This is a genomic window from Enterobacter sp. CPE_E1241 (genome assembly GCF_045618265.1).
GTDB lineage: Bacteria > Pseudomonadota > Gammaproteobacteria > Enterobacterales > Enterobacteriaceae > Enterobacter > Enterobacter adelaidei.
In genome coordinates this window covers 2,683,768-2,704,385 of record NZ_JBIWYV010000001.1, presented here as the reverse complement: position 1 = coordinate 2,704,385, position 20,618 = coordinate 2,683,768, and the positions used below count along the sequence as shown (strand labels likewise).

General features: G+C 53.2%; 24 protein-coding genes and 1 other annotated feature. Of the genes, 6 read left to right on the top strand and 18 right to left on the bottom strand.

Annotated features, from left to right (window positions below):
- Positions 1-42: 42 nt before the first annotated feature.
- Positions 43-765: a TonB system transport protein TonB gene (gene tonB / locus ACJ9Y9_RS13245; protein ID WP_028018782.1), complete on the top strand. Its 723-nt coding sequence runs from the start codon at positions 43-45 to the stop codon at positions 763-765.
- A 38-nt stretch (positions 766-803) separates the two neighbouring features.
- Here the strand turns inward: tonB and yciA are convergent, their stop codons facing one another.
- From yciA to ACJ9Y9_RS13225, 4 genes are all read right to left on the bottom strand, one after another.
- Positions 804-1,199: an acyl-CoA thioester hydrolase YciA gene (gene yciA / locus ACJ9Y9_RS13240; RefSeq protein WP_008502796.1), complete on the bottom strand. Its 396-nt coding sequence runs from the start codon at positions 1,197-1,199 to the stop codon at positions 804-806.
- Positions 1,200-1,303: 104 nt separating this feature from the next.
- Entirely contained in the window at positions 1,304-1,843 is a 540-nt protein-coding gene (locus ACJ9Y9_RS13235) for a septation protein A (RefSeq protein ID WP_028018783.1), read from the bottom strand.
- A gap of 57 nt (positions 1,844-1,900) precedes the next feature.
- Entirely contained in the window at positions 1,901-2,644 is a 744-nt protein-coding gene (locus ACJ9Y9_RS13230; RefSeq protein ID WP_028021359.1) for a YciC family protein, read from the bottom strand.
- Positions 2,645-2,669: 25 nt separating this feature from the next.
- Positions 2,670-3,074 carry a YkgJ family cysteine cluster protein gene (locus ACJ9Y9_RS13225; protein WP_028018785.1) on the bottom strand — a complete coding sequence of 135 codons (405 nt, stop codon included), beginning with the start codon at positions 3,072-3,074 and terminating at the stop codon, positions 2,670-2,672.
- A gap of 282 nt (positions 3,075-3,356) precedes the next feature.
- Between ACJ9Y9_RS13225 and ompW the strand changes: the two genes are divergently transcribed.
- A complete protein-coding gene (gene ompW, locus ACJ9Y9_RS13220) occupies positions 3,357-3,989 on the top strand; it encodes an outer membrane protein OmpW (protein ID WP_028018786.1) in 633 nt (210 codons plus the stop codon).
- A gap of 53 nt (positions 3,990-4,042) precedes the next feature.
- Here ompW and uspF read toward each other — a convergent pair whose 3' ends face one another.
- The 11 genes from uspF to trpL all read right to left on the bottom strand — a co-directional run bounded on the left by uspF (position 4,043) and on the right by trpL (position 14,781).
- Positions 4,043-4,477, bottom strand: a complete 435-nt coding sequence (uspF, locus tag ACJ9Y9_RS13215) for a universal stress protein UspF (RefSeq protein ID WP_028018787.1) — start codon at positions 4,475-4,477, stop codon at positions 4,043-4,045.
- A gap of 140 nt (positions 4,478-4,617) precedes the next feature.
- Positions 4,618-4,851 carry a sulfurtransferase-like selenium metabolism protein YedF gene (yedF, locus tag ACJ9Y9_RS13210; RefSeq protein WP_407226174.1) on the bottom strand — a complete coding sequence of 78 codons (234 nt, stop codon included), beginning with the start codon at positions 4,849-4,851 and terminating at the stop codon, positions 4,618-4,620.
- The gene (yedE, locus tag ACJ9Y9_RS13205) at positions 4,848-6,059 is read right to left on the bottom strand and encodes a selenium metabolism membrane protein YedE/FdhT (protein ID WP_028018788.1); all 1,212 of its coding nucleotides are present in this window, start codon (positions 6,057-6,059) and stop codon (positions 4,848-4,850) included. Before yedE ends, yedF begins: the two co-directional genes overlap by 4 nt.
- Before the next feature lie 220 nt (positions 6,060-6,279).
- Positions 6,280-6,939 (bottom strand): DUF1345 domain-containing protein, encoded by a 660-nt coding sequence (locus ACJ9Y9_RS13200; RefSeq protein WP_028018789.1) that lies wholly within the window; start codon positions 6,937-6,939, stop codon positions 6,280-6,282.
- A gap of 74 nt (positions 6,940-7,013) precedes the next feature.
- Positions 7,014-7,889, bottom strand: coding sequence for a hypothetical protein (locus tag ACJ9Y9_RS13195; RefSeq protein WP_032666962.1), 876 nt, complete (start codon positions 7,887-7,889; stop codon positions 7,014-7,016).
- Between the two features lie 220 nt (positions 7,890-8,109).
- Positions 8,110-8,919 (bottom strand): tryptophan synthase subunit alpha, encoded by an 810-nt coding sequence (gene trpA, locus ACJ9Y9_RS13190; protein ID WP_028018791.1) that lies wholly within the window; start codon positions 8,917-8,919, stop codon positions 8,110-8,112.
- Positions 8,919-10,112: a tryptophan synthase subunit beta gene (trpB, locus tag ACJ9Y9_RS13185; RefSeq protein WP_028018792.1), complete on the bottom strand. Its 1,194-nt coding sequence runs from the start codon at positions 10,110-10,112 to the stop codon at positions 8,919-8,921. Before trpB ends, trpA begins: the two co-directional genes overlap by 1 nt.
- A gap of 10 nt (positions 10,113-10,122) precedes the next feature.
- Positions 10,123-11,481, bottom strand: coding sequence for a bifunctional indole-3-glycerol-phosphate synthase TrpC/phosphoribosylanthranilate isomerase TrpF (gene trpCF, locus ACJ9Y9_RS13180; RefSeq protein WP_028018793.1), 1,359 nt, complete (start codon positions 11,479-11,481; stop codon positions 10,123-10,125).
- A 3-nt stretch (positions 11,482-11,484) separates the two neighbouring features.
- A complete protein-coding gene (gene trpD / locus ACJ9Y9_RS13175) occupies positions 11,485-13,080 on the bottom strand; it encodes a bifunctional anthranilate synthase glutamate amidotransferase component TrpG/anthranilate phosphoribosyltransferase TrpD (RefSeq protein ID WP_028018794.1) in 1,596 nt (531 codons plus the stop codon).
- Positions 13,080-14,642, bottom strand: a complete 1,563-nt coding sequence (locus ACJ9Y9_RS13170) for an anthranilate synthase component 1 (protein WP_028018795.1) — start codon at positions 14,640-14,642, stop codon at positions 13,080-13,082. The genes trpD and ACJ9Y9_RS13170 overlap by 1 nt, the downstream gene beginning before the upstream one ends.
- A 23-nt stretch (positions 14,643-14,665) precedes the next feature.
- Positions 14,666-14,760: a sequence feature (Trp leader region), on the bottom strand.
- Positions 14,737-14,781, bottom strand: a complete 45-nt coding sequence (trpL, locus tag ACJ9Y9_RS13165) for a trp operon leader peptide (RefSeq protein ID WP_106993556.1) — start codon at positions 14,779-14,781, stop codon at positions 14,737-14,739. Its footprint overlaps the feature before it by 24 nt.
- Before the next feature lie 127 nt (positions 14,782-14,908).
- Here trpL and rnm point away from each other — a divergent pair, with 127 nt between their 5' ends.
- The 3 genes from rnm (at position 14,909) to rluB (ending at position 17,391) form a co-directional block, all read left to right on the top strand.
- On the top strand, positions 14,909-15,802 hold the full coding sequence (rnm, locus tag ACJ9Y9_RS13160; RefSeq protein WP_028018796.1) for an RNase RNM: 894 nt from the start codon (positions 14,909-14,911) through the stop codon (positions 15,800-15,802).
- Positions 15,799-16,419, top strand: coding sequence for an L-threonylcarbamoyladenylate synthase (locus ACJ9Y9_RS13155; protein WP_003856793.1), 621 nt, complete (start codon positions 15,799-15,801; stop codon positions 16,417-16,419). The genes rnm and ACJ9Y9_RS13155 overlap by 4 nt, the downstream gene beginning before the upstream one ends.
- Positions 16,420-16,515: 96 nt before the next feature.
- Complete coding sequence (gene rluB, locus ACJ9Y9_RS13150; RefSeq protein ID WP_008502809.1) at positions 16,516-17,391, top strand: 23S rRNA pseudouridine(2605) synthase RluB; 876 nt, start codon at positions 16,516-16,518, stop codon at positions 17,389-17,391.
- A gap of 33 nt (positions 17,392-17,424) precedes the next feature.
- Here the strand turns inward: rluB and cobO are convergent, their stop codons facing one another.
- Both cobO and ACJ9Y9_RS13140 read right to left on the bottom strand, forming a co-directional pair.
- A complete protein-coding gene (cobO, locus tag ACJ9Y9_RS13145; protein ID WP_028018797.1) occupies positions 17,425-18,015 on the bottom strand; it encodes a cob(I)yrinic acid a,c-diamide adenosyltransferase in 591 nt (196 codons plus the stop codon).
- Positions 18,012-18,773, bottom strand: coding sequence for a YciK family oxidoreductase (locus tag ACJ9Y9_RS13140; RefSeq protein ID WP_028018798.1), 762 nt, complete (start codon positions 18,771-18,773; stop codon positions 18,012-18,014). Before ACJ9Y9_RS13140 ends, cobO begins: the two co-directional genes overlap by 4 nt.
- A 251-nt stretch (positions 18,774-19,024) precedes the next feature.
- On the opposite strand from ACJ9Y9_RS13140, the gene sohB reads away from it, so the two are divergent.
- Positions 19,025-20,071: a protease SohB gene (gene sohB, locus ACJ9Y9_RS13135; RefSeq protein WP_028018799.1), complete on the top strand. Its 1,047-nt coding sequence runs from the start codon at positions 19,025-19,027 to the stop codon at positions 20,069-20,071.
- A 34-nt stretch (positions 20,072-20,105) separates the two neighbouring features.
- Here sohB and ACJ9Y9_RS13130 read toward each other — a convergent pair whose 3' ends face one another.
- Positions 20,106-20,357: a YciN family protein gene (locus ACJ9Y9_RS13130; protein WP_023312072.1), complete on the bottom strand. Its 252-nt coding sequence runs from the start codon at positions 20,355-20,357 to the stop codon at positions 20,106-20,108.
- Between the last annotated feature and the right edge of the window lie 261 nt (positions 20,358-20,618).

Genomic DNA, 20,618 nt, shown 5'->3' with positions numbered 1-20,618 from the left:
AAAACTATGGCTTATGCTACCTCGCCGAATAGCTCAAATACAATGACCCTTGATTTACCTCGCCGCTTTCCCTGGCCGACGCTGCTTTCTGTCGTGATTCACGGTGCTGTTGTGGCGGGGTTGCTGTATACCTCGGTTCATCAGGTTATTGAAATGCCCGCGCCCGCGCAGCCGATTTCGGTGACGATGGTATCACCAGCGGATCTTGAACCGCCGCAGGTTTCACCTCCGCCACCACAGCCAGTGGCTGAAACTGAGCCAGAGCCCGAGCCTGTTCCGGCACCACCGAAGGAAGCGCCGGTGGTGATCCACAAGCCTGAACAGAAGCCCAAACCTAAGCCGAAGCCAAAACCGGTGAAGAAGGTCGAGGAGCGTCCAAAACGCGAGGAACGTCCGGTAGAACCGCGCGCGACCCAGCCAGTAGAAAATGCGGCGCCTTCACGCCCGATTATGAACAATACGGCAACGACCTCAAAGCCAACGGTTACCGCACCAGCGGGCCCGCGTGCCGTAAGTCGCAACCAGCCTCAGTATCCGGCACGTGCGCAGGCCTTACGTATTGAAGGCCGCGTACGGGTAAAATTTGACGTCACTGCGGATGGCCGCGTGGATAACGTGGAAATCTTATCTGCTCAACCTTCTAATATGTTTGAGCGCGAAGTGAAATCGGCGATGCGCAGATGGCGCTATGAGCCAGGCAAGCCTGGCAGCGGATTGATCGTCAATATCGTTTTCCGCCTGAACGGCGGGGCGCAGATGGAATAAAAAAAGCCTCCGAAAGGAGGCTTTTTTTTGCCTGTCGATCAGGCCTGCGGAAGCTGACGCGGTTTACCCTCGCTGTCCACGGCGACATAAATAAACAGTGCTTCGGTGGCCTTATAGCGTTGTCCAATCGGCTCAGAAGAGACTTTCTTCACCCAGACCTCGATGTTGATGGAAATAGAGGTGTTGCCGCGTTTGACACAGCGCGCGTAGCAGCAGACCACATCCCCTACCGCAACGGGGCGCAGGAAGGTCATGCCGTCCACCCGCACCGTCACCACGCGCCCGTGGGCGATCTCTTTTGCCAGAATTGCGCCGCCCATATCCATCTGCGACATCAGCCAGCCGCCAAAAATATCGCCATTGGCATTGGTGTCAGCGGGCATTGCCAGTGTGCGTAAAACCAGTTCGCCCTGAGGGGCGTTAGTTGTTGTCATTGTTTTAACTCGTAACGGAAGACTTCAGGCGGGATGCTACTATGATTCGCGTGCGGAGAGAATAGACCAGAACGCCTGTCGTTGACGTTCTGGTCAGTCATTAATCAGTGGTTGTCGTCCTGCGGCATATGACGATAGATGTATACACCGCTTAACAGCGTGAAGATAAGCGTCAGCGCGGTCAGGCCAAAGACCTTAAAGTTGACCCAGATATCCTGCGGCAGCCAGAAGGCGATATAGATATTAGCGAGACCGCAGAGAATAAAGAAGATTGCCCAGGCAGTATTCAGACGCGACCAGACTACCTGCGGTAGCGTTAGTTCTTTACCTAACATGCTCTGGATAAGGGGCTTTTTCATGAACCATTGACTGAACAGTAACGCTGCTGCAAACAACGCATAAATAACAGTAACCTTCCACTTAATAAATTCAACATCATGCAAGGCAATGGTCAATCCACCAAACACCGCCACTAAAATGAACGTGATGAGCGCCATTTTTTCGACTTTGCGATAGCGAATCCAGCTATAGATCAGCACAACGGCGGTCACAACGATTAGTGCTTTTGTTGCAGCAAAAATGTCGTACAACTTATAGACAGCGAAAAACACCGCGAGTGGTAAAAAATCAAGAAACTGCTTCATTCTGTGATTCCATCTTCTGAGCGGGGCGGGAGACAGCGATGTCCCCCCGCCTCGGGATTACTGACGAATTAACATATACAGGCGGAACAGATAGACGAGCAGTACCGCTGAAATGAGATTGCTCAGCGTATTCGCCACCACGGCGCCAACATTAGGCGTTAATACCGCAAAATTCGGCGCAAACAATAACAAGAGCGTTTTAGCAAGCAGCCAGCCGATCACGGCAGGGGACACCAGACGCATATTAGCCCATGCCAGTCTGATGCTGCTGCGCATTGCGGTAAAAATCCCCATCTTATCCTGCACAACCATCACAGGGGCAAAAGAGAGCACGATAGCCAGCAACACACCTGGTACCACGACCAGCATAATCCCCATCTGCACCAGCATGGTGGTTAAGAAGATTAGGATAAACAGCTTAGGTAAGACCGGTGCGCTGGCTCCAATCGCCCGTAAAGCGCTGACCCGATGTCCCGCCGACACCAGCTGAATCATTAGCAGAACGCCACCGGCTAGCACCGCATTACCAATAAGACCTGAGAAAGTGGATGCAGCGGAAGCCCGCAGCAGAATTTGTTGCTGCTCAGGCGTCATGTTTTGTACCAGTTCAAACAACCCTACGCTTCCTGCAAGGTGGTCGCCCTGGCTCAGGCTGGCAATTTGTTCTTCACTCGGTGAGAACGCATGGCCAAGCACCACCGTGATAAAGGCGCAAAGCAACGCGATCAGTAAAAAGGTAATGAACTGATTGCGGAAAAAGTTTCCCGTGTCACGGTAGACAGACTTCGCCGTGATAGACATGCACTCTCCTTGAGTATTGCAGGTGTTAATTAGCCGGCAATTGTACACCGGATGCACCTGCTGTGGCAGCATCAAGGCTTGTATGGAAAAGCATATCTTTGTAAAGCGGCGGTAATCCAACGCGCGCGCGTGCGCGGTTACAGGCTTCGTTGACCTGCCCATCTTCCCCAGACATGGCAAATTCCCGGCACGGGCTGGGGCGATCCTCATAGATGGAGCATCGGGTCGAGACTCCAGGCTCACCCTGTAGCGCTGCACAGCGGACCTGTTTTTGGTTGGTGCCACTCATGCAGCGCAGAAAAGGCGTTAGCGGCTCTGTGAGATGAACCGGAACGGTACCGCCACCATCGCTGGCTTCGGCCCAGTAGAAAGAGACTCGAAAATACGCACAACAGGCTCCGCACGTCATGCACGGGTTCGTATCACTCATGGCACACCTGCAAAAGAAGAACGCATCAAATCAACTTGTGAGAGCGATAAATTATCCAGCCACCAGAGGAAGAGCAAGAGGGGGAAAAGGGAAAATTTTGTAACTGTGAAATGCCAAAAATTGACATAGAAACAACTTATTGCTTTTCAATGTGCCACAAAAAATTAACCCAGATCAATGAATGTTAAGTTACTGGTTTTAATGTGATCTGTGGCAGATCACTTATTACTCATTTGTGAGTATATTCTCACCCGCGATTAAAACCACAACGATGGAGCGGATATGAAAAAATTAGCGGTGGCAGCCCTTGTATTAAGCAGTCTCTCTGGCGGCGCGTATGCGCATGAAGCAGGCGAATTCTTTATTCGTGCCGGTTCGGCTACGGTTCGCCCTACTGAAGGTTCCGATAATGTGCTGGGTATGGGCGGTTTTAACGTCAGTAATAACACCCAGTTAGGTTTAACGTTCACCTATATGGCGACGGATAACGTTGGTGTTGAGCTTCTGGCTGCAACGCCATTCCGCCATCGCGTAGGCCTTGGGCCGACAGGCGATATCGCCACAGTTCACCATTTACCACCAACGTTGATGGCGCAGTGGTACTTTGGCGATGCCAGCAGCAAAGTGCGTCCGTATATTGGCGCCGGTGTGAACTACACGACCTTCTTTGATGAGAAATTTAACGATACCGGTAAAGAGGCTGGTTTGTCAGACCTCAGTCTGAAAGATTCCTGGGGCATGGCCGGGCAGGTAGGTCTTGATTATCTGATTAACCGTGACTGGTTAATTAACGCCTCTGTCTGGTACATGGATATTGATACTGACGTACGCTTCAAAGCAGGCGGTCAGCAGCAAAGTATCAGTACTCGCCTGGATCCGTGGGTATTTATGTTCTCCGCGGGTTATCGTTTCTGATTTCATCTCCTGAGACTGGCCAAAAAACGGCCAGTCTTTCTGCAGAATTTCCCCTAGCGCACAACCAGCACCGGACATTTTGCGTGGCGAACAACGACTGCCGCGTTTGAGCCTAACAGATAGGTCGTAATATCAGGCCGATGAGAGGCAATAATGATCAGGTCTGCGTTGATACTGTCTGCCAGTTTCAGGATCTGGTCTTTAGGCGCGCCAGAAATGGCATGTGTCTGAACGCGTTCTGCGGGCAAATTGAACTGTTTTACCATTTCATTGAGTTTCTCCAGCGCCTCCTGCTGTATTTCCGCCAGTTTTGGCATTTCAACAGAATAGGCCAGCCCAAGAGAGGAGTAGTAGGGGAAAGAGGGAACGACCGTCAGAAAATGAACTTTACCGTTACTGATTGCTGCGTTTGCCTGTACATAAGGGATCACCTGTTCGGTCAGGCGACTCTCAGAGATATCGACAGGAACAAGAATCGAATTAAACATGCCACACCTCCTGTTTGTTTTTTATCCACTTAAAGTGTAGTGCTGTTGTAATGACATTCACTGTATTCGCGGTCAAAGTGGGATATAAGGCAGGTTTTGAGGCGGGAGAGACACCCCTGATAGGGGCGTCCGTGACAGCATTATTTCTGAATTAAATAGCGGATGGTCGGTCCGTCCTGCTGGATATCTAACACCGTGTAACCGAGGTTTTTGGCATCCAGCGGAATATTGTTGATGGACTGCGGACAGTCACTCACCACTTCCAGAATTTCACCTTTTTTGAGCTGCGGAAGCGCTTCAAGTGTGGCAACTGCCGGATAGGGGCAGGGTTCGCCGACCATATCCAGGCGATAATCAGGCACGATCTCTTTCATGCGGCATTCTCCTGCGTTTGGGTTTTAACAGTGGCTCTGCGGAAGAAACGTTTTTCCTGTGCGACAACCAGTAAAAAGGCTACCAGCAGCAGACCATAAGTGACCAGCAGACCGCCGAGGGGGCCGAAGGTGCTCAGCAGGTTCACCTTGTCCCAGTTGGTGGCAAGCACAGGGGAGAGGTCGTCCCAGAAGTAAGCCAGTATCGTCGAGCCGATAACATTTCCCAGACCCACCCACCAGTAATGCACCTGACCCTCAACGGCGCGGTACATCCAGCCGGTTTCACACCCGCCAGCCAGCACGATCCCGAAGCCAAACAGCAGGCCGCCAATCACCGCGTTAGGACCTGCCCACATGATTTTCGGTTCGACACCCAACTGGACATAGCTGAAGATGCCGATGGCACTGACCGCCATCCCGGCGATAATCGCTTTCGCCATCATCGTGCGGCCGGTGATCCACATATCGCGAAACGCCGAAGTAAAGCAGATCTGTGCGCGTTCAATGAGAAGGCCAAAACCCACGCCAAACAGCATCGCCAGACCGAGTTTTGGCTGGTTCAGGGCTGTACACAGCGCCCACGCCAGCATGGCGAAAAAGACCAACATACCCAGGCGGAAGCGGCGACGGGCCTGAGAGGGCTTTTGCGTCAGTGGAGAAGCCGCACTCACCTTGACCATTTTGACCGGAATACGGAACAGCGGGAGAAGGGTAAATTTTGCGCCAAAGTAAGAGCCGATAGCCGTGGCGACGGCAAAGAACCAGGCATGCAGTGAAAACTGAGGAATACCAGTGAAGAAGGCGGCAAGGTTGCACCCCATCGCCAGACGCGCGCCGAAGCCGGCAATCATGCCGCCGACAATCGCCTGCAGAATACGGATTCTGCTTTTAGGCAGCCTCAGCTTGACGTTATTTGCCCATAACGCCGCAGCTAAACATCCGCCGAACATACCCATGATCATCATCCCATCAATGCGGGTGAGCGGTGTGCCGTCCAGATGAATGAGTTTAAAGTAACCCCACTCTTCGGTATGTACCCCAGCCAGTTGTAACAGTTGCCCACCCCAGCGCGTGAACTCGCCGGTGACGGCCCAGAAGGTGCCGGTAATGCCGAAATAGTAGGTAGAAAGGATCCCCGCCGCGATAACGGCCGGTACAGGCGACCAGAACTTAACCAGGTAAGTCTGTTTAAAGTATTGCCATGACATGAGAAAGCCTCTGAACTCAGAAGGAGTATGTTGATTTAACGGACTGGAATATATAACGTTTTTTGTTTCTCCAAAACTGCTCTCCAAAATACTGCCTGTTTTTATGACCTCAATCATTAAACCGTGCTGCTCACCCAACGGCAGCACGACTTCGAAACAGAGATAGCACTGAACACCGGTTATACTGAGTTGTTTCTTCGATGCGGAAATTCAGATGGGTTTAGCTCAGTAGCCCGGCTCCAACGTTTACTGACAGACCCAGAATCGCCAGATTGAAAACAAAAGAAATCACCGACTGGAGCAACGTAATTTGCCGCATGTCGGTGGTACCGGTCGCCACATCGGCAGTTTGTGACGCTACCGCGATGGTGAACGAAAAATAAAGAAAATCCCAGTAACCGGGTTCCTCCGGTTTTTCTGGAAAAATCATGGGTATGACGTCTTTAGTTCGGTGCAGGTAATGGTGGTGAGCGTAATGCATCGCAAATGAGGTGGGCAGTAAGGCCCAGGAAACGGCCAGCGTGGTGCCCGTCAACAGCAGATGCAGCACGCGCGGCGATCCGGTGAGGTGCTTGAGTGAGGTTAGCTCAATGAGGATCGCCAGAATGCTGGCCAGGCAGCCGATTATCACCATGCCCAGCACCAGCCCCGCGCTCTCATCCTGCATTTTGGCAATATGCGGAATATCCCGCACATCAGTACGTAACATACGAAACCACATAAAGCACAGATATAGCCACGCCAGCACATTCCAGCCTATCAGCAGCCGTTGCAGATATCCCAGATCAGGGGGAAGGGCTACAAAGCAGGTTACTCCGGCCAAAATGGCGAGCATTAACCGCATGCGCCCGTGAAAATAAGATCTGACAGAAAAGAGCATAATGTGAGTGTGTTTGTGAAGGGACAATAGATTAACTATAGTAGGTGAGCGTGAGGTTTTTCATCAAAACGTAATTAAAATACACACCTCAATGGACTAATGTTGCACCACTGTTTTTTATACTCCATTCCGCTGAAGTATTTCCCAAGAGAGAAAATGATTTTTTTCTCATTCTGCTCACACAGTTCTCTGGCTCGATTATAATTTTCCCAAAGCAAGATGCTTCCCGCACCAATATTATTGTATTGAGGGTCGTATCCTCCATTGATGTCGTCGAAGTAAATCCACCCGGGGCATTCGGTTTTAAATATTAAATCAATGGCTATGATTTTCTTATTGATTGCGAGTGCGGATCCAAAAATCATATGTCTCAAGCTATTAATGGCATCCAGTAGATTTTCTCTTGGGTAGGGCGATACTTTGCCGCGCCAGCGAACATTAAACAAGTCTATGTAACTGTCGCAAATCTCGTCAGTGGAAAGATTGTTCACATCCAGTATTTCACCTCCAAGCTTGAGAAAACGACTCCTTTCCCCATTTCTTTTTCTAACCGTTTTTGTAGAAAATAGCGGTTTCATGTGACATATCTCATCATTCAGTATTTTACTGCTGAAGGAGTTGATGAATGAACTTTTCTGTAGTGGTGAAAGCTTTTTCGTCCTGACGGGAAGAAAGGATTTTGAATGGGTGGCGCTGGGTAAAATTATATCCTCAAAAACAAAAGGATGTGATTTTGAGTAGAGATTCAGTGACCCATTAATAGAATAAATTGATGAAACGACAATGCCATCTTTTTTTCTGCAAAAGAACTTGATTTCTTTATTTCGTTTGCTCGAAAGATAAGTTAGCACATCCGGATGTGTGCATACACTACCGCCATAAGTAGCATATGCCTGACGGTAAATACTCAGGTCACACTCTTCCCAGCCAAAAATGAAATTTCTCAACATGTTGTCCAAATATTATTACAATAGCAAACATGCGCATACATTATACTTTCCTTATAATAAGTAAATCGATAAAACGATATTGTTGACTGCCTGTTTAGTGAAGTGGGTAATTAAGTATTAGTTTGCTATTTATTGCAGTTGATATTAATGCTGTAAAGTGAAGAGGGAGTATAAAAAGAAGAAGGGAACCGTCTGGCGGAGTTGCCAGACGGCGAAGGGGTTATGCTCTTCGGGTTGCGGCTTTCATTGCGCTTACGAATGTTTTCAGTTCGGCCAGCATCTGCTCGGGCTTATCAACGTTCTTCTCGATGATTTTGACAATAGCCGAGCCGGAAATCGCCCCTGCTGCTTTTGCTTCAATCGCTGCCGAGACCTGTTCAGGAGAGGAAATCCCGAATCCCTGCAGCGGCGGTGCGGCATGGTATTCAGCCAGCTTTTCTACCAGATGATGCAGCGGCAGTGCGGCTTTATTCTCAGCACCGGTCACGCCCGCACGGGAGAGCAGGTAGGTATACCCGCGACCGTAAGAGGCAATCTGGCGCAGCAGCTCGTCATCAGCATTCGGTGGGCAGATGAAAATCGGGGCAACGTTGTGGCGCATTGCTGCCTGGCGGAACGGTGCAGATTCCTCAACCGGCACATCCGCCACCAGTACAGAATCAACACCCACGCGTGCGCACTCGGCATAGAACTCATCGATCCCGCGGTTAAACACCAGGTTGGCGTACATTAGCAGGCCGATTGGGATTGTCGGGTGTTTCTGTCGAATGGCGGCCAGCATCTCAAAGCACTGGGTTGGCGTTACGCCCGCCGCAAAGGCGCGCAGCGTCGCATTCTGAATGGTTGGGCCATCCGCCAGCGGGTCAGAGAACGGGATACCCAGCTCCAGCGCATCGGCACCGGCTTCAATCAGGGCATCAATAATCTTCAGCGACTGTTCCGGGCCCGGGTCGCCCAGGGTAACGAAGGGAACGAACGCGCCTTCCTGGCGGGATTTCAGTTCTGCAAATGCGTTATCGTAGCGTTCCATCAGATTTCCCCTCGTGCTTTCAGAATATCGTGAACGGTGAAGATATCTTTGTCACCGCGACCGGAAAGGTTAACCACCAGCAACTGCTCTTTCTCCGGGTTTTCTTTCATCATTTTCAGCGCGTGTGCCAGTGCGTGAGAAGACTCCAGCGCCGGGATAATCCCTTCGCTACGACACAATGTTTTAAATGCTTCCAGCGCTTCATCATCGGTAATGGAAACATAATCCGCACGACCAATGCTGTTCAGGTACGCATGCTGTGGCCCAACAGACGGGAAATCCAGGCCCGCTGAGATAGAGTATGATTCTTCAATCTGGCCTTCGTCGGTCTGCATCATCGGGGACTTCATACCGAAGTAGATCCCAACGCGGCCATGCTTCAGTGGCGCACCATGCTCACCCGTTTCAATTCCATGACCAGCAGGCTCAACGCCAATCAGGCCAACGCGGGTGTCGTTGATGAAATCGGCAAACATGCCGATAGCGTTAGATCCACCGCCGACGCAGGCGATCACCGCATCCGGCAGACGACCCTCTTTTTCAAGGATCTGCGCTTTGGTCTCTTCACCAATCATGCGCTGGAATTCACGTACGATAGTCGGGAACGGGTGAGGACCCGCAGCGGTACCGAGCATATAGTGCGCGGTTTCATAGCTGCCAGACCAGTCGCGCAGCGCTTCGTTACAGGCATCTTTCAGCGTGGCTGAACCACTGTGAACCGGGATCACTTCCGCACCCATCAGACGCATACGGAACACATTCGGCGACTGACGTTCAACGTCTTTTGCGCCCATATAAATGCGGCATTTCAGACCGAGCAGGGCGCTGGCGAGAGCAGAGGCGACACCGTGTTGACCCGCGCCGGTCTCGGCGATGATTTCGGTTTTACCCATACGTTTGGCGAGTAGCGCCTGACCCAACACCTGGTTAGTTTTGTGTGCGCCGCCGTGCAGCAAATCTTCGCGCTTAAGGTACAGCGTGGTTTTGGTGCCTTCGGTCAGGTTGCGACACTTGGTCAGTGCCGTTGGACGACCAGCGTAGTTTTTCAGCAGGTCGGTAAATTCAGCCTGAAATGCCGGATCCTTCTGCGCGCTGACAAACGCCTCTTCCAGCTGGCGCAGAGCGGGCATCAGGATTTGCGGGACGTACATCCCACCGAACTCACCAAAATAAGGGTTTAGTAATGTCGTCATCTTCTCTTCCTTAATATGCACGCAGAGTTTTAAATACCGAGGCCAGCTTGCTGGCATCTTTGATACCCGGTTGCGACTCTACGCCTGAATTGAAATCGAGGCCTGCGCAGCCCGTTTTGGCGGCTTCCACGCAGTTATCCGGGCTTAATCCGCCCGCCAGCAGGACGTTATCCAGCTTTTCACCATTCAGCAGCGACCAGTCAAAACGCTGACCGGTGCCGCCCTGGCCGTTATCCAGCACGTATTTATCAACATGATTAAGATTACGCGCTGGCAGGGTGTCACCTACGCTCTGGGCTTTCCAGATCTGCACCTGCGGTGCCAGCGCGGTACGCAGAGCGTCTATATACGCCTGATCTTCATCACCGTGGAGCTGGACCGCGCTAAGGGATAAAGCGTCGGCTTTTGCCGCCACGTCCGTGATATCCGCATTGCGGAAAACGCCGACATAGCTGAGCGGCGCTGCCGCTATCACCTCGCGCGCCTGTTCTACGCTGACAACTCGTGGAGATGAATCGACAAAAATCAGCCCGCCGTAAATCGCCCCCGCGTCATACGCAGCCCGGGCATCCTGTTCGCGGGTCAAGCCGCACACTTTGTTTTCACCCAGCAACACCCGGCGCACCGCAGCGTTGAGGTCGTCATGTTCCATCATGGCGGAGCCAATCAGGAAACCGTTGGCGAAGTGGCTCAACTCACGTACCTGCGCGTAGCTGTTAATACCGGACTCGCTGATCACCGTCACACCGGAGCCCAGACGCGGCGCGAGCTGGCGGGTGCGGTTGAGGTCGATCGACAGGTCGCGAAGATCGCGGTTGTTAATGCCGACCACTCTGGCTTCCAGCGCAATCGCGCGTTCCAGTTCTTCTTCATTACTGACTTCTGTCAGCACGCCCATGTTCAGACTGTGTGCCACGGCAGAAAGCTGGCGATACTGTTCGTCGTCTAGCACCGAGAGCATCAGCAGGCAGGCGTCAGCCTGGTAAAAGCGCGCCAGCCAGATTTGATACGGGTCGATAATAAAGTCTTTGCACAGAATCGGCTGTGGTGCGATGCCGCTGACGATGGGCAGAAAATCAAAGCTGCCCTGGAAATATTTCTCATCCGTCAGCACAGAAATGGCGGACGCATGATGCTTATAAATACCAGCGATACGCGCTGGGTCGAAATCGTCACGGATAACACCTTTAGACGGGGACGCTTTTTTGCACTCAAGGATAAACGCAGTGCGTGCACCCTGAAGGGCATCATAGAAACGACGGCTACTTGGAACGACGTCATTCTGGAAACTGGCAAGCGGCTGTTGTTGCTTGCGTGCTTCCACCCAGATGGCCTTATCGGCAACGATTTTCGCTAAAACGGTCTGCATTCTTTACCCTCTTGCCGCAAGTGCGGTAACGCGATCGTAAGCTGCACCAGAGCGCAGTACATCCAGAACTTTTTGAACGTTGGCCTTCAGGTCTTCCTCTCCGTGCAAACGCATCAGCATGGCGACGTTGGCAGCAACGGCGGCCTCATGAGCGACCTCTCCTTTACCTTGTAATAAGCGCGTCAGAATGTCACGGTTTTCTTCCGGCGTACCGCCTGCCAGCGCTTCCTGGTGATACGGTGCTAAACCGAAGTCGGCTGCTTCCAGCTGATAGCTCAGGATCTCGCCGTCGCGCAGTTCGGCTACCAGCGTTGGCGCATGCAGCGACACCTCATCCATTCCTCCACTGTGGACCACGGCGGCACGTTGATATCCCAGAACACGCAGTGTCTCAGCAATCGGCAGCACCAGTTCAGGGCTATAGACACCAATCAGCGCCAGCGGCGGATGAGCCGGGTTGATAAGTGGCCCCAGTACGTTAAACAGCGTACGGGTTTTGAGCTGCTGACGAACTGGCATCGCGTGGCGGAAACCGGTGTGGTACTTCGGCGCAAACAGGAAACAGACACCCAGGTCATCCAGCGCTTCACGGGAACGCTCGGCGTTCATATCGAGATTAATACCGAATGCGGCGAGCAAATCGGAAGAACCTGACCGGCTGGAAACGCTGCGGTTACCGTGTTTCGCGACTTTCAAACCACACGCCGCCGCCACGAAGGCGCTGGCGGTGGAGATGTTGATGCTGTTGCTGCCGTCACCGCCGGTGCCAACAATATCGGCAAACGGATAGTCCGGGCGTGGGAACGGAGCGGCATTTTCCAGCAGGGCCGTAGCGGCACCGGCGATCTCCTGCGGGCTTTCACCGCGCACTTTCATGCTCACCAGTGCAGCAGCAAGCTGTTCAGGTTTCAGCTCGCCGCGAACCACGGCGGAGAAGAGCTGGTGGCTTTCCTGCTGGCTCAGGGTCTGCGCCTGGTACAGTTTTTCCAGAATCGGCTGCAGGGTATTAGTCTGTTCCAGCTTCTGTAATGCCCAGTCGAGAGTTTGTTCCAGCAGACGGGCTCCGTTAGAGGTCAGAATCGATTCCGGGTGGAACTGCATACCGCAGACGCGATCCGCATCATGACGCACCGCCATCACCATCCCTTCAAACGAGGCGTTAATGGTCAGCCCGGCTGGAATGTTGCTCCCCACCAGCGAGTGGTAGCGCGCCACCGGGAGTGGGTTAGGCAACCCGGCAAACATCGCCTGACCGTCATGTTCGATGCTGGACGCTTTACCGTGCAGAATTTCGCCCGCCTGGCCGACGTAGCCGCCATAGGCTTCCACAATGGCCTGGTGGCCGAGACAGATACCGATAATCGGCAGCTTTCCGCGCATACGCGTCAGCAGTTCTGGCATACAGCCAGCTTCACTCGGTGCACCGGGTCCTGGAGAGAGCATCAACACTGGGTTTTGCATGGTGGCCAGTCGGTCAATCAGCGTCTGTGCCGGCACGTGGTTGCGGTAGATAACGACGTTATGACCATTCGCACGTAGCTGATCTGCAAGGTTATAAGTAAAGGAGTCGATATTATCGAGCAGCAGAATGTCAGCCATCAGAAAATCTCCTGTGCATGGTGTGCGGTAGCAATGGCGCGAAGTACCGCACGCGCTTTACTGCGTGTTTCGTCAGCTTCAGACTGCGGAACAGAATCAAGAACAATGCCTGCGCCCGCCTGGACGGTGGCAATACCGTCTTCGACATAGGCAGAACGGATTACGATACAGGTATCAAGATCGCCGTGGGCGGTGAAGTAACCCACCGCACCGCCGTAACTACCGCGACGACGGCCTTCGGCACCGGCAATCAACTGCATGGCGCGGACTTTTGGCGCACCGCTCAGGGTTCCCATGTTCATGCAGGCGCGATAGGCGTGCAGCACGTCGAGGTCGCTGCGCAGTTCACCGACCACTCGGGAAACCAGGTGCATCACAAATGAATAACGGTCGACTTTGGTGAGGTCAGCGACGTAACGGCTACCCGGAGTACAAATGCGTGCCAGGTCGTTACGCGCCAGATCGACCAGCATCAGGTGCTCGGAAAGCTCCTTGTGGTCGGTACGCATTTCGAGTTCGATGCGGCTGTCGAGATCGCGATCCAGTGAACCATCAGCACGACGACCGCGCGGACGCGTCCCGGCAATAGGGTAGATCTCAATCTGGCGGCTGGTGGCATCGTATTTCAGTGAGCTTTCTGGTGACGCGCCAAACAGGGTGAAATCGTTGTCCTGCATAAAGAACATGTACGGACTCGGGTTGCTTTTCTTCAGCACGTCGTAGGCCGCCAGCGGAGACGGGCAGGGCAAAGAGAAGCGACGGGAAGGTACAACCTGGAAAATTTCACCGGCACGAATCGCTTTTTGCATCTGGCGAACAACGGCGCCGTACTGATCGTCAGTCTGGTTGACGTCGCACGCCATCTTCTCCACGCGCTGCACTGGAAGCGCAGGCGGTGCTTCGGTCATTTGCTGCTGCAGCTGCGAGATGCGGTGTTCAAGGCGGTGTTTCTCAGACACAGACGGCGTGAACAGGCTCGCCTGAATGCGGGTATATTTTTTCTGATGGTCGATCACCAGCAAGGTTTCCGCCAGGTAGAAGCAGTAGTCAGGGCAGCGGTTGCCTTGCTCTGTTTCCGGCAAATCTTCAAAACCCGCGACCAGGTCATACGCAAACAGCCCACCGAAGAACATTGCCTCACGCTCATCTTCCGGTACGGACACCAGGTTTTGCAGCAGGCGGAAAGCATCGAAAACGGACAGAGAACAGAGACGTGCGTCTTCATCCAGCAACTGGCTGACCGGCGGGAAATGCAGAACCCGCATTTCCGGATGACGTTCATTTTCAATTCCGGCAGGCAGGGCGGCATCCAACAGCGGCAGCAGCGACGCGCCATTTTCTGACAGTGCCTTAATCGTGACAGTGTCACCTAAAGCGGTAATGCGCAACGCGCTATCAACCAGCAGCAGGCTCTTGAGATCGTCTTTGCTGTCGATATCCGCAGATTCCAGCAGCAACGTTGCCGGGCGTGCACCGCACACCTGATGAAAAAGCGCGGTGGGGTTGTGGCGATAGGCCGCCTCGCAGGTTAGCAGTTCGAGGTGTGGTTTGGCTGTTTGCATGATGTTGTTCTCATTTATTCTGTTCAAAAAAGCCCGCTTAGTAGCGGGCTGGGTATCTGTTTGCATTTCGCAGACGCGTGACACTGCCCGATGATCAGGAAGTGCGCCACCAACCGTGCAGAGTGAAATGTGCTGTCATTTTCAGATACCTTTCTCGTGTGAACTTGCGTACTAGTTAACTAGTTCAATGGCGAGTTGTCAACCCTTGATTTCAGAATTTCACGTTAAGTCGGTATCATGGCGGTTTCGGATGTCTCCAACCTGCTATGGGAAGTGCTTTGAGCGATACCACCTACGCGATTATTTATGATTTACACAGCCATACACAGGCCTCTGATGGCCTGCTGACACCCGAGGACCTGGTTCATCGTGCCGTTGAAATGCGCGTCGGTACGCTGGCGATAACCGATCACGATACGACAGATGCCATTCCGGCGGCGCGCGCCGAAATCGCCCGCAGCGGGCTGGCGCTTAATCTGGTGTCCGGTGTCGAAATCTCCACCGTCTGGGAAAACCATGAAATTCATATTGTTGGCCTGAATATCGATATAGACCATCCGGCACTTCGGGCCTTTTTGCAAGAACAAAAAACGCGCCGCAACCAGCGCGCAGAGATGATTGGTGAACGTCTGGAAAAGGCGCATATTCCGGGCGCGCTGGAAGGTGCTCAAAAGCTGGCGAACGGCGGGGCGGTCACGCGCGGTCATTTCGCCCGTTTTCTGGTAGAGGCGGGAAAAGCCACGACAATGGCGGATGTTTTTAAAAAATATCTTGCTCGCGGGAAAACCGGATACGTTCCGCCACAGTGGTGTACAATAAAACAAGCTATTGATGTGATTCATCATTCTGGTGGCAAGGCCGTGCTGGCCCATCCGGGGCGATATAATCTTTCTGCTAAATGGCTGAAAAGACTGCTGGCACACTTTGCCGAATGCGGTGGTGAGGCGATGGAAGTCGCCCAGTGTCAGCAGGCGCCCAATGAGCGCGCGCAGCTCGCAACTTATGCCCGTCAGTTCGGCCTGCTTGGGTCACAAGGGTCTGATTTCCATCAGCCTTGCGCCTGGATCGAACTGGGGCGCAAGCTCTGGCTACCCGCAGGTGTTGAACCCGTCTGGCAGCTCTGGGAACAGCCGCAGCAAATTGAAGAGAGGGAAGTATGAGTCAATTTTTCTATATCCATCCGGATAACCCGCAGCCACGCCTGATTAACCAGGCCGTAGAGATCGTTCGCAAAGGCGGTGTCATTGTCTATCCGACCGATTCTGGCTATGCGCTGGGCTGCAAAATTGAAGACAAAGGGGCGATGGAACGCATTTGCCGTATTCGCCAGCTACCGGACGGCCATAACTTTACCCTGATGTGTCGCGATCTCTCTGAGTTGTCGACCTATGCTTATGTGGATAACGTGGCGTTTCGCCTGATTAAGAACAATACGCCGGGTAACTACACCTTTATCCTGAAGGGCACGAAGGAAGTACCGCGTCGTCTGCTGCAGGAGAAACGTAAAACCATCGGCATGCGCGTACCGTCGAACCCGATTGCGCAGGCGCTGCTGGAAACCCTCGGCGAACCGATGCTCTCGACCTCGCTGATGCTGCCGGGGAGCGAGTTTACCGAATCCGATCCGGAAGAGATCAAAGATCGTCTCGAGAAGGTGGTCGAGCTGATTATTCACGGCGGCTATCTCGGCCAGCAGCCGACCACCGTCGTCGACTTAACCGAAGACGCCCCGGAAGTGATTCGTGAAGGCGTGGGCGATGTAAAGCCTTTCTTGTAAAGGTATAAGCAGATATACTACGCGGCCATCAAAGCAGGGCCCGACCCTGTTTTGACCTGATTCGACGCCTGTGAAGGCGACACCTGAGGAAGCTCAATGAGCGAGAAGTTACAGAAAGTGCTGGCGCGCGCCGGCCACGGTTCACGCCGTGAAATCGAAGCCATTATTGAAGCGGGCCGCGTGAGTGTGGACGGTAAAATCGCCACGCTGGGCGACCGCGTAGAAATTGTACCGGGGCTGAAGATCCGTATTGACGGTCATCTTATCTCCGTAAAAGAGTCCGCTGAACAGATTTGCCGCGTGCTGGCTTACTACAAGCCGGAAGGCGAACTGTGTACCCGCAACGACCCGGAAGGTCGCCCGACGGTGTTTGACCGTCTGCCTAAACTGCGTGGCGCTCGCTGGATTGCAGTAGGTCGTCTGGACGTGAATACCTGCGGTCTGCTGCTGTTTACCACCGATGGTGAACTGGCAAACCGTCTGATGCACCCAAGCCGTGAAGTGGAACGTGAATACGCTGTGCGCGTCTTTGGTCAGGTTGATGAGAATAAACTGCGCGATCTGTCGCGCGGCGTTCAGCTGGAAGACGGTCCTGCTGCGTTCAAAACCATCAAATTTACCGGTGGTGAAGGTATTAACCAGTGGTACAACGTAACGCTGACCGAGGGCCGTAACCGCGAAGTACGTCGTCTGTGGGAAGCCGTCGGCGTTCAGGTGAGCCGCTTGATCCGCGTCCGTTACGGCGACATTCTGCTGCCAAAAGGTCTGCCGCGTGGCGGTTATACCGAACTGGATCTGACGCAAACTAACTATCTGCGCGAGCTGGTTGGTCTGACGCCAGAAACCACCTCTAAAGTGGCAGTAGAGAAAGATCGTCGTCGCATGAAGGCGAATCAGATCCGTCGTGCGGTGAAACGCCACAGCCAGGTGAGCAGCAACCGCCGTTCCGGCAGCCGTAACAACAACGGTTAAAACAGAAGCCCGGTCAGCGTGACCGGGCTTTTTTTAGTAATCAATACCGATTTGCGCTTTGATACCCGCATCAAACGCATGTTTCACCGGACGCAGCTCGCTAACGGTATCTGCCAGCTCCAGAATATCCCGATGACACCCACGCCCCGTGACGATCACCGTCTGATGTGCAGGTCGGTTCTTCAGCGCACCCAGCACTGCTTCCAGAGGCAGGTAGTCGTAGGCGACCATATAGGTGATCTCATCCAGTAGCACCATGTTTAGCGAAGGATCGGCCAGCATTCTTTTGGCATGTTCCCAGACGGCGAGACAGGCGGCGGTGTCCGTTTCCCGGTTCTGGGTATTCCACGTAAACCCGGTCGCCATTACCTGAAACTCGACGCCATGAGGCTCAAGCAAATTCCTCTCGCCGTTGGGCCATATGCCTTTGATAAACTGGATGACACCGACTTTCTGCCCGTGCCCGACGGCACGCGTAGCGGTACCAAATGCGGCAGTGGTTTTACCTTTACCGTTGCCGGTGAACACGATAATGATCCCGCGTTCGTCCTGGGCTGCCGCGACGCGAGCATCGACCTGTTCTTTCAGACGCTGCTGGCGCTGCTGATGGCGTTCTTCACTCATTGGGAAATTCCTGGTTTACGGCCTGGCTGGGCGTCAAAGGTCATCCCTGTCTTGCGGCGACTGTCATCGCCCATTAGCCAGAGATAGAGCGGCATTATATCAGCCGGAGTTTTCAGCTTCTGTGGATCTTCGGTCGGGAACGCGCTGGCACGCATTTTGGTGCGCGTTCCACCGGGGTTAATGCAATTTACGCGCAGATGGCGGCTCTGATATTCCTCCGCCAGCACCTGCATCATGCCTTCGGTGGCGAATTTTGATACGGCATAAGCTCCCCAGTTCGCCCGGCCTTCGCGACCCACGCTGGAAGAGGTGAAGACCAGCGAGCCTGACTCAGATTTGAGTAATAAAGGAAGCAATGCCTGGGTAAGGAAAAACGTCCCGTTGACGTTGACCTGCATCACCTGCTGCCAGGTATCAGGATCCTGTTCATCCATTGGGCAAACATCCCCAAGCAAGCCGGCGTTGTGTAGCACACCGTCCAGTACTGGGTAGCGGGTACTGATGCGTTGGGCGAGTTCCTGGCACACTTCGGGAGTGCAGGTGAGTAAATCGAGCGTGTACCACGCCGCCAGTGTTCCACCAGCAGCTTCAATTTCCTGCGCGACACCTTTCAATTTCTCTTCGTTGCGGCCAATCAGAATAACGCTTGCGCCATATTCAGCGTACGTCAGAGCCGCCTCGCGGCCAATTCCGTCGCTGGCACCAGTAACGAGAATGATCCGGTTCTGTAGCAGGTTTTTTTGTGGTTGATAATGCACGGTGACTCCTCAGGCGTACAGTGACGCGATGACGCCTTCATGATGACTTTTCGGCTTTATGCCCGAATTAGCCTAATAATTCAATCAGTCTACAGGACGCATTACTGTAAAATTAACAATTTGCAAATATTTAAACTCCAGGCCGGGGATTCCTGAAGACGGCTCGCAGAGGTAATGTCACGAGCGAGACGCATGGGCAGGGCTGTTGTACACTGCCGTGAAAGATTCGTGGTTAAATCAAGGTGGAACGCGTGGAGTTACTTTCTCAATATGGGTTGTTTTTGGCCAAAATCGCGACGGTTGTCATTGCCATCGCAGTGGTTGCCGTTCTGATTGTCAACCTGACGCAGCGCAAGCGTCAGCGTGGGGAGTTACGCATCACGCGTCTGAGCGAGCAATATAAAGAGATGCAGGAAGATATGTCTCTGGCGCTGCTTGATAGTCATCAACAAAAACTGTGGCAGAAAGCGCAGAAGAAAAAGCACAAACAGGAAGCCAAAGCGGCAAAGGCAAAAGCAAAGCTCAATGCGCCGCAGGATAAGGCTACGCCACGTGTCTATGTACTCGATTTTAAGGGGAGTATGGATGCGCATGAAGTTTCCTCGCTGCGGGAGGAAGTGACTGCCGTTCTGGCCGTGGCGACCCCGCAGGATCAGGTTGTCGTGCGTCTTGAAAGCCCTGGCGGTGTCGTTCACGGTTACGGGTTGGCAGCCTCACAGTTGCAGCGTCTGCGTGAAAAACAGATCCCATTAACCGTTGCGGTGGACAAAGTGGCGGCGAGCGGGGGTTATATGATGGCCTGCGTAGCGGACAAAATTGTTGCCGCGCCGTTCTCCATTATTGGCTCAATCGGTGTGGTCGCGCAGATCCCTAACTTTAACCGTTTCCTGAAGAATAAAGAGATTGATATCGAACTTCACACGGCGGGTCAGTACAAACGGACCCTGACGCTGCTCGGTGAAAACACGGAAGAAGGGAGACAGAAATTCCGTGAAGACCTGAATGAAACGCATCACCTCTTTAAAGACTTTGTGCACCGTATGCGCCCCACGCTCGATATTGAACAGGTCGCGACGGGCGAGCACTGGTACGGTATCCAGGCGCAGGAGAAAGGGCTGGTGGATGAAGTGGGTACCAGTGACGACCTGTTGTTGAATCTGATGGACGGGCGTGAGCTGGTCGGCGTGCGTTATACCCAACGTAAGCGACTGCTTGACCGCTTCACCAACAGTGCGGCAGAGAGTGCGGACCGCCTGCTGCTCCGCTGGCTGCAGCGCGGACAAAAACCGCTGCTGTAAACAATAACGCGAGGCACATGCCTCGCGTTTTGCATTAATCGACCAGGTGATATTTCTCTGAAAGCGTATGCGCCAGGTATTTAAACATGTTAAACACGGCGGTGCTTTTCGGGGTCGGTAACCCCTGTTCGTCAAGGAAGTATTCGCCGCTGAAAATCAGCACGCCATTGCGCTGCTCTACGCCTGTGGCTTCAATGCCTGCCAGCGTATCTTCATGGTCACGGATAAGCTTGTTTGCTTCGATAAGCAGAGAGGCTCGGTCAATAGGTTGGGTCGTATTCTGCATAATCCACTCCTTAAACAGTGACAATAGTCTACGCCGAGCGCGCTTTGGGGGCAAATTTTCCCTGTAATCTGAGGGGATAAGGAGCAGGGGCCTGGCTGGCGGGATTTGCTTTTGCATGCTAATAAAGTTGCGTAACGAATTTTATCAGGTAGAGTGTGCGCTTTCGTCATTCTGGCAACAGAATTGCTTGACATTCGACCGGGAATTCGTCACGAATTATACGAAATGTGAGAAAAATACCCGATAACTCAATCACCTGGG

Coding starts and splice junctions, on each gene's coding strand:
- tonB (WP_028018782.1), top strand. CDS start 43: ATGACCCTTGATTTACCTCGCCGCTTTCCCTGGCCGACGCTGCTTTCT.
- yciA (WP_008502796.1), bottom strand. CDS start 1,199: ATGACAACAACTAACGCCCCTCAGGGCGAACTGGTTTTACGCACACTG.
- ACJ9Y9_RS13235 (WP_028018783.1), bottom strand. CDS start 1,843: ATGAAGCAGTTTCTTGATTTTTTACCACTCGCGGTGTTTTTCGCTGTC.
- ACJ9Y9_RS13230 (WP_028021359.1), bottom strand. CDS start 2,644: ATGTCTATCACGGCGAAGTCTGTCTACCGTGACACGGGAAACTTTTTC.
- ACJ9Y9_RS13225 (WP_028018785.1), bottom strand. CDS start 3,074: ATGAGTGATACGAACCCGTGCATGACGTGCGGAGCCTGTTGTGCGTAT.
- ompW (WP_028018786.1), top strand. CDS start 3,357: ATGAAAAAATTAGCGGTGGCAGCCCTTGTATTAAGCAGTCTCTCTGGC.
- uspF (WP_028018787.1), bottom strand. CDS start 4,477: ATGTTTAATTCGATTCTTGTTCCTGTCGATATCTCTGAGAGTCGCCTG.
- yedF (WP_407226174.1), bottom strand. CDS start 4,851: ATGAAAGAGATCGTGCCTGATTATCGCCTGGATATGGTCGGCGAACCC.
- yedE (WP_028018788.1), bottom strand. CDS start 6,059: ATGTCATGGCAATACTTTAAACAGACTTACCTGGTTAAGTTCTGGTCG.
- ACJ9Y9_RS13200 (WP_028018789.1), bottom strand. CDS start 6,939: ATGCTCTTTTCTGTCAGATCTTATTTTCACGGGCGCATGCGGTTAATG.
- ACJ9Y9_RS13195 (WP_032666962.1), bottom strand. CDS start 7,889: ATGTTGAGAAATTTCATTTTTGGCTGGGAAGAGTGTGACCTGAGTATT.
- trpA (WP_028018791.1), bottom strand. CDS start 8,919: ATGGAACGCTACGATAACGCATTTGCAGAACTGAAATCCCGCCAGGAA.
- trpB (WP_028018792.1), bottom strand. CDS start 10,112: ATGACGACATTACTAAACCCTTATTTTGGTGAGTTCGGTGGGATGTAC.
- trpCF (WP_028018793.1), bottom strand. CDS start 11,481: ATGCAGACCGTTTTAGCGAAAATCGTTGCCGATAAGGCCATCTGGGTG.
- trpD (WP_028018794.1), bottom strand. CDS start 13,080: ATGGCTGACATTCTGCTGCTCGATAATATCGACTCCTTTACTTATAAC.
- ACJ9Y9_RS13170 (WP_028018795.1), bottom strand. CDS start 14,642: ATGCAAACAGCCAAACCACACCTCGAACTGCTAACCTGCGAGGCGGCC.
- rnm (WP_028018796.1), top strand. CDS start 14,909: ATGGGAAGTGCTTTGAGCGATACCACCTACGCGATTATTTATGATTTA.
- ACJ9Y9_RS13155 (WP_003856793.1), top strand. CDS start 15,799: ATGAGTCAATTTTTCTATATCCATCCGGATAACCCGCAGCCACGCCTG.
- rluB (WP_008502809.1), top strand. CDS start 16,516: ATGAGCGAGAAGTTACAGAAAGTGCTGGCGCGCGCCGGCCACGGTTCA.
- cobO (WP_028018797.1), bottom strand. CDS start 18,015: ATGAGTGAAGAACGCCATCAGCAGCGCCAGCAGCGTCTGAAAGAACAG.
- ACJ9Y9_RS13130 (WP_023312072.1), bottom strand. CDS start 20,357: ATGCAGAATACGACCCAACCTATTGACCGAGCCTCTCTGCTTATCGAA.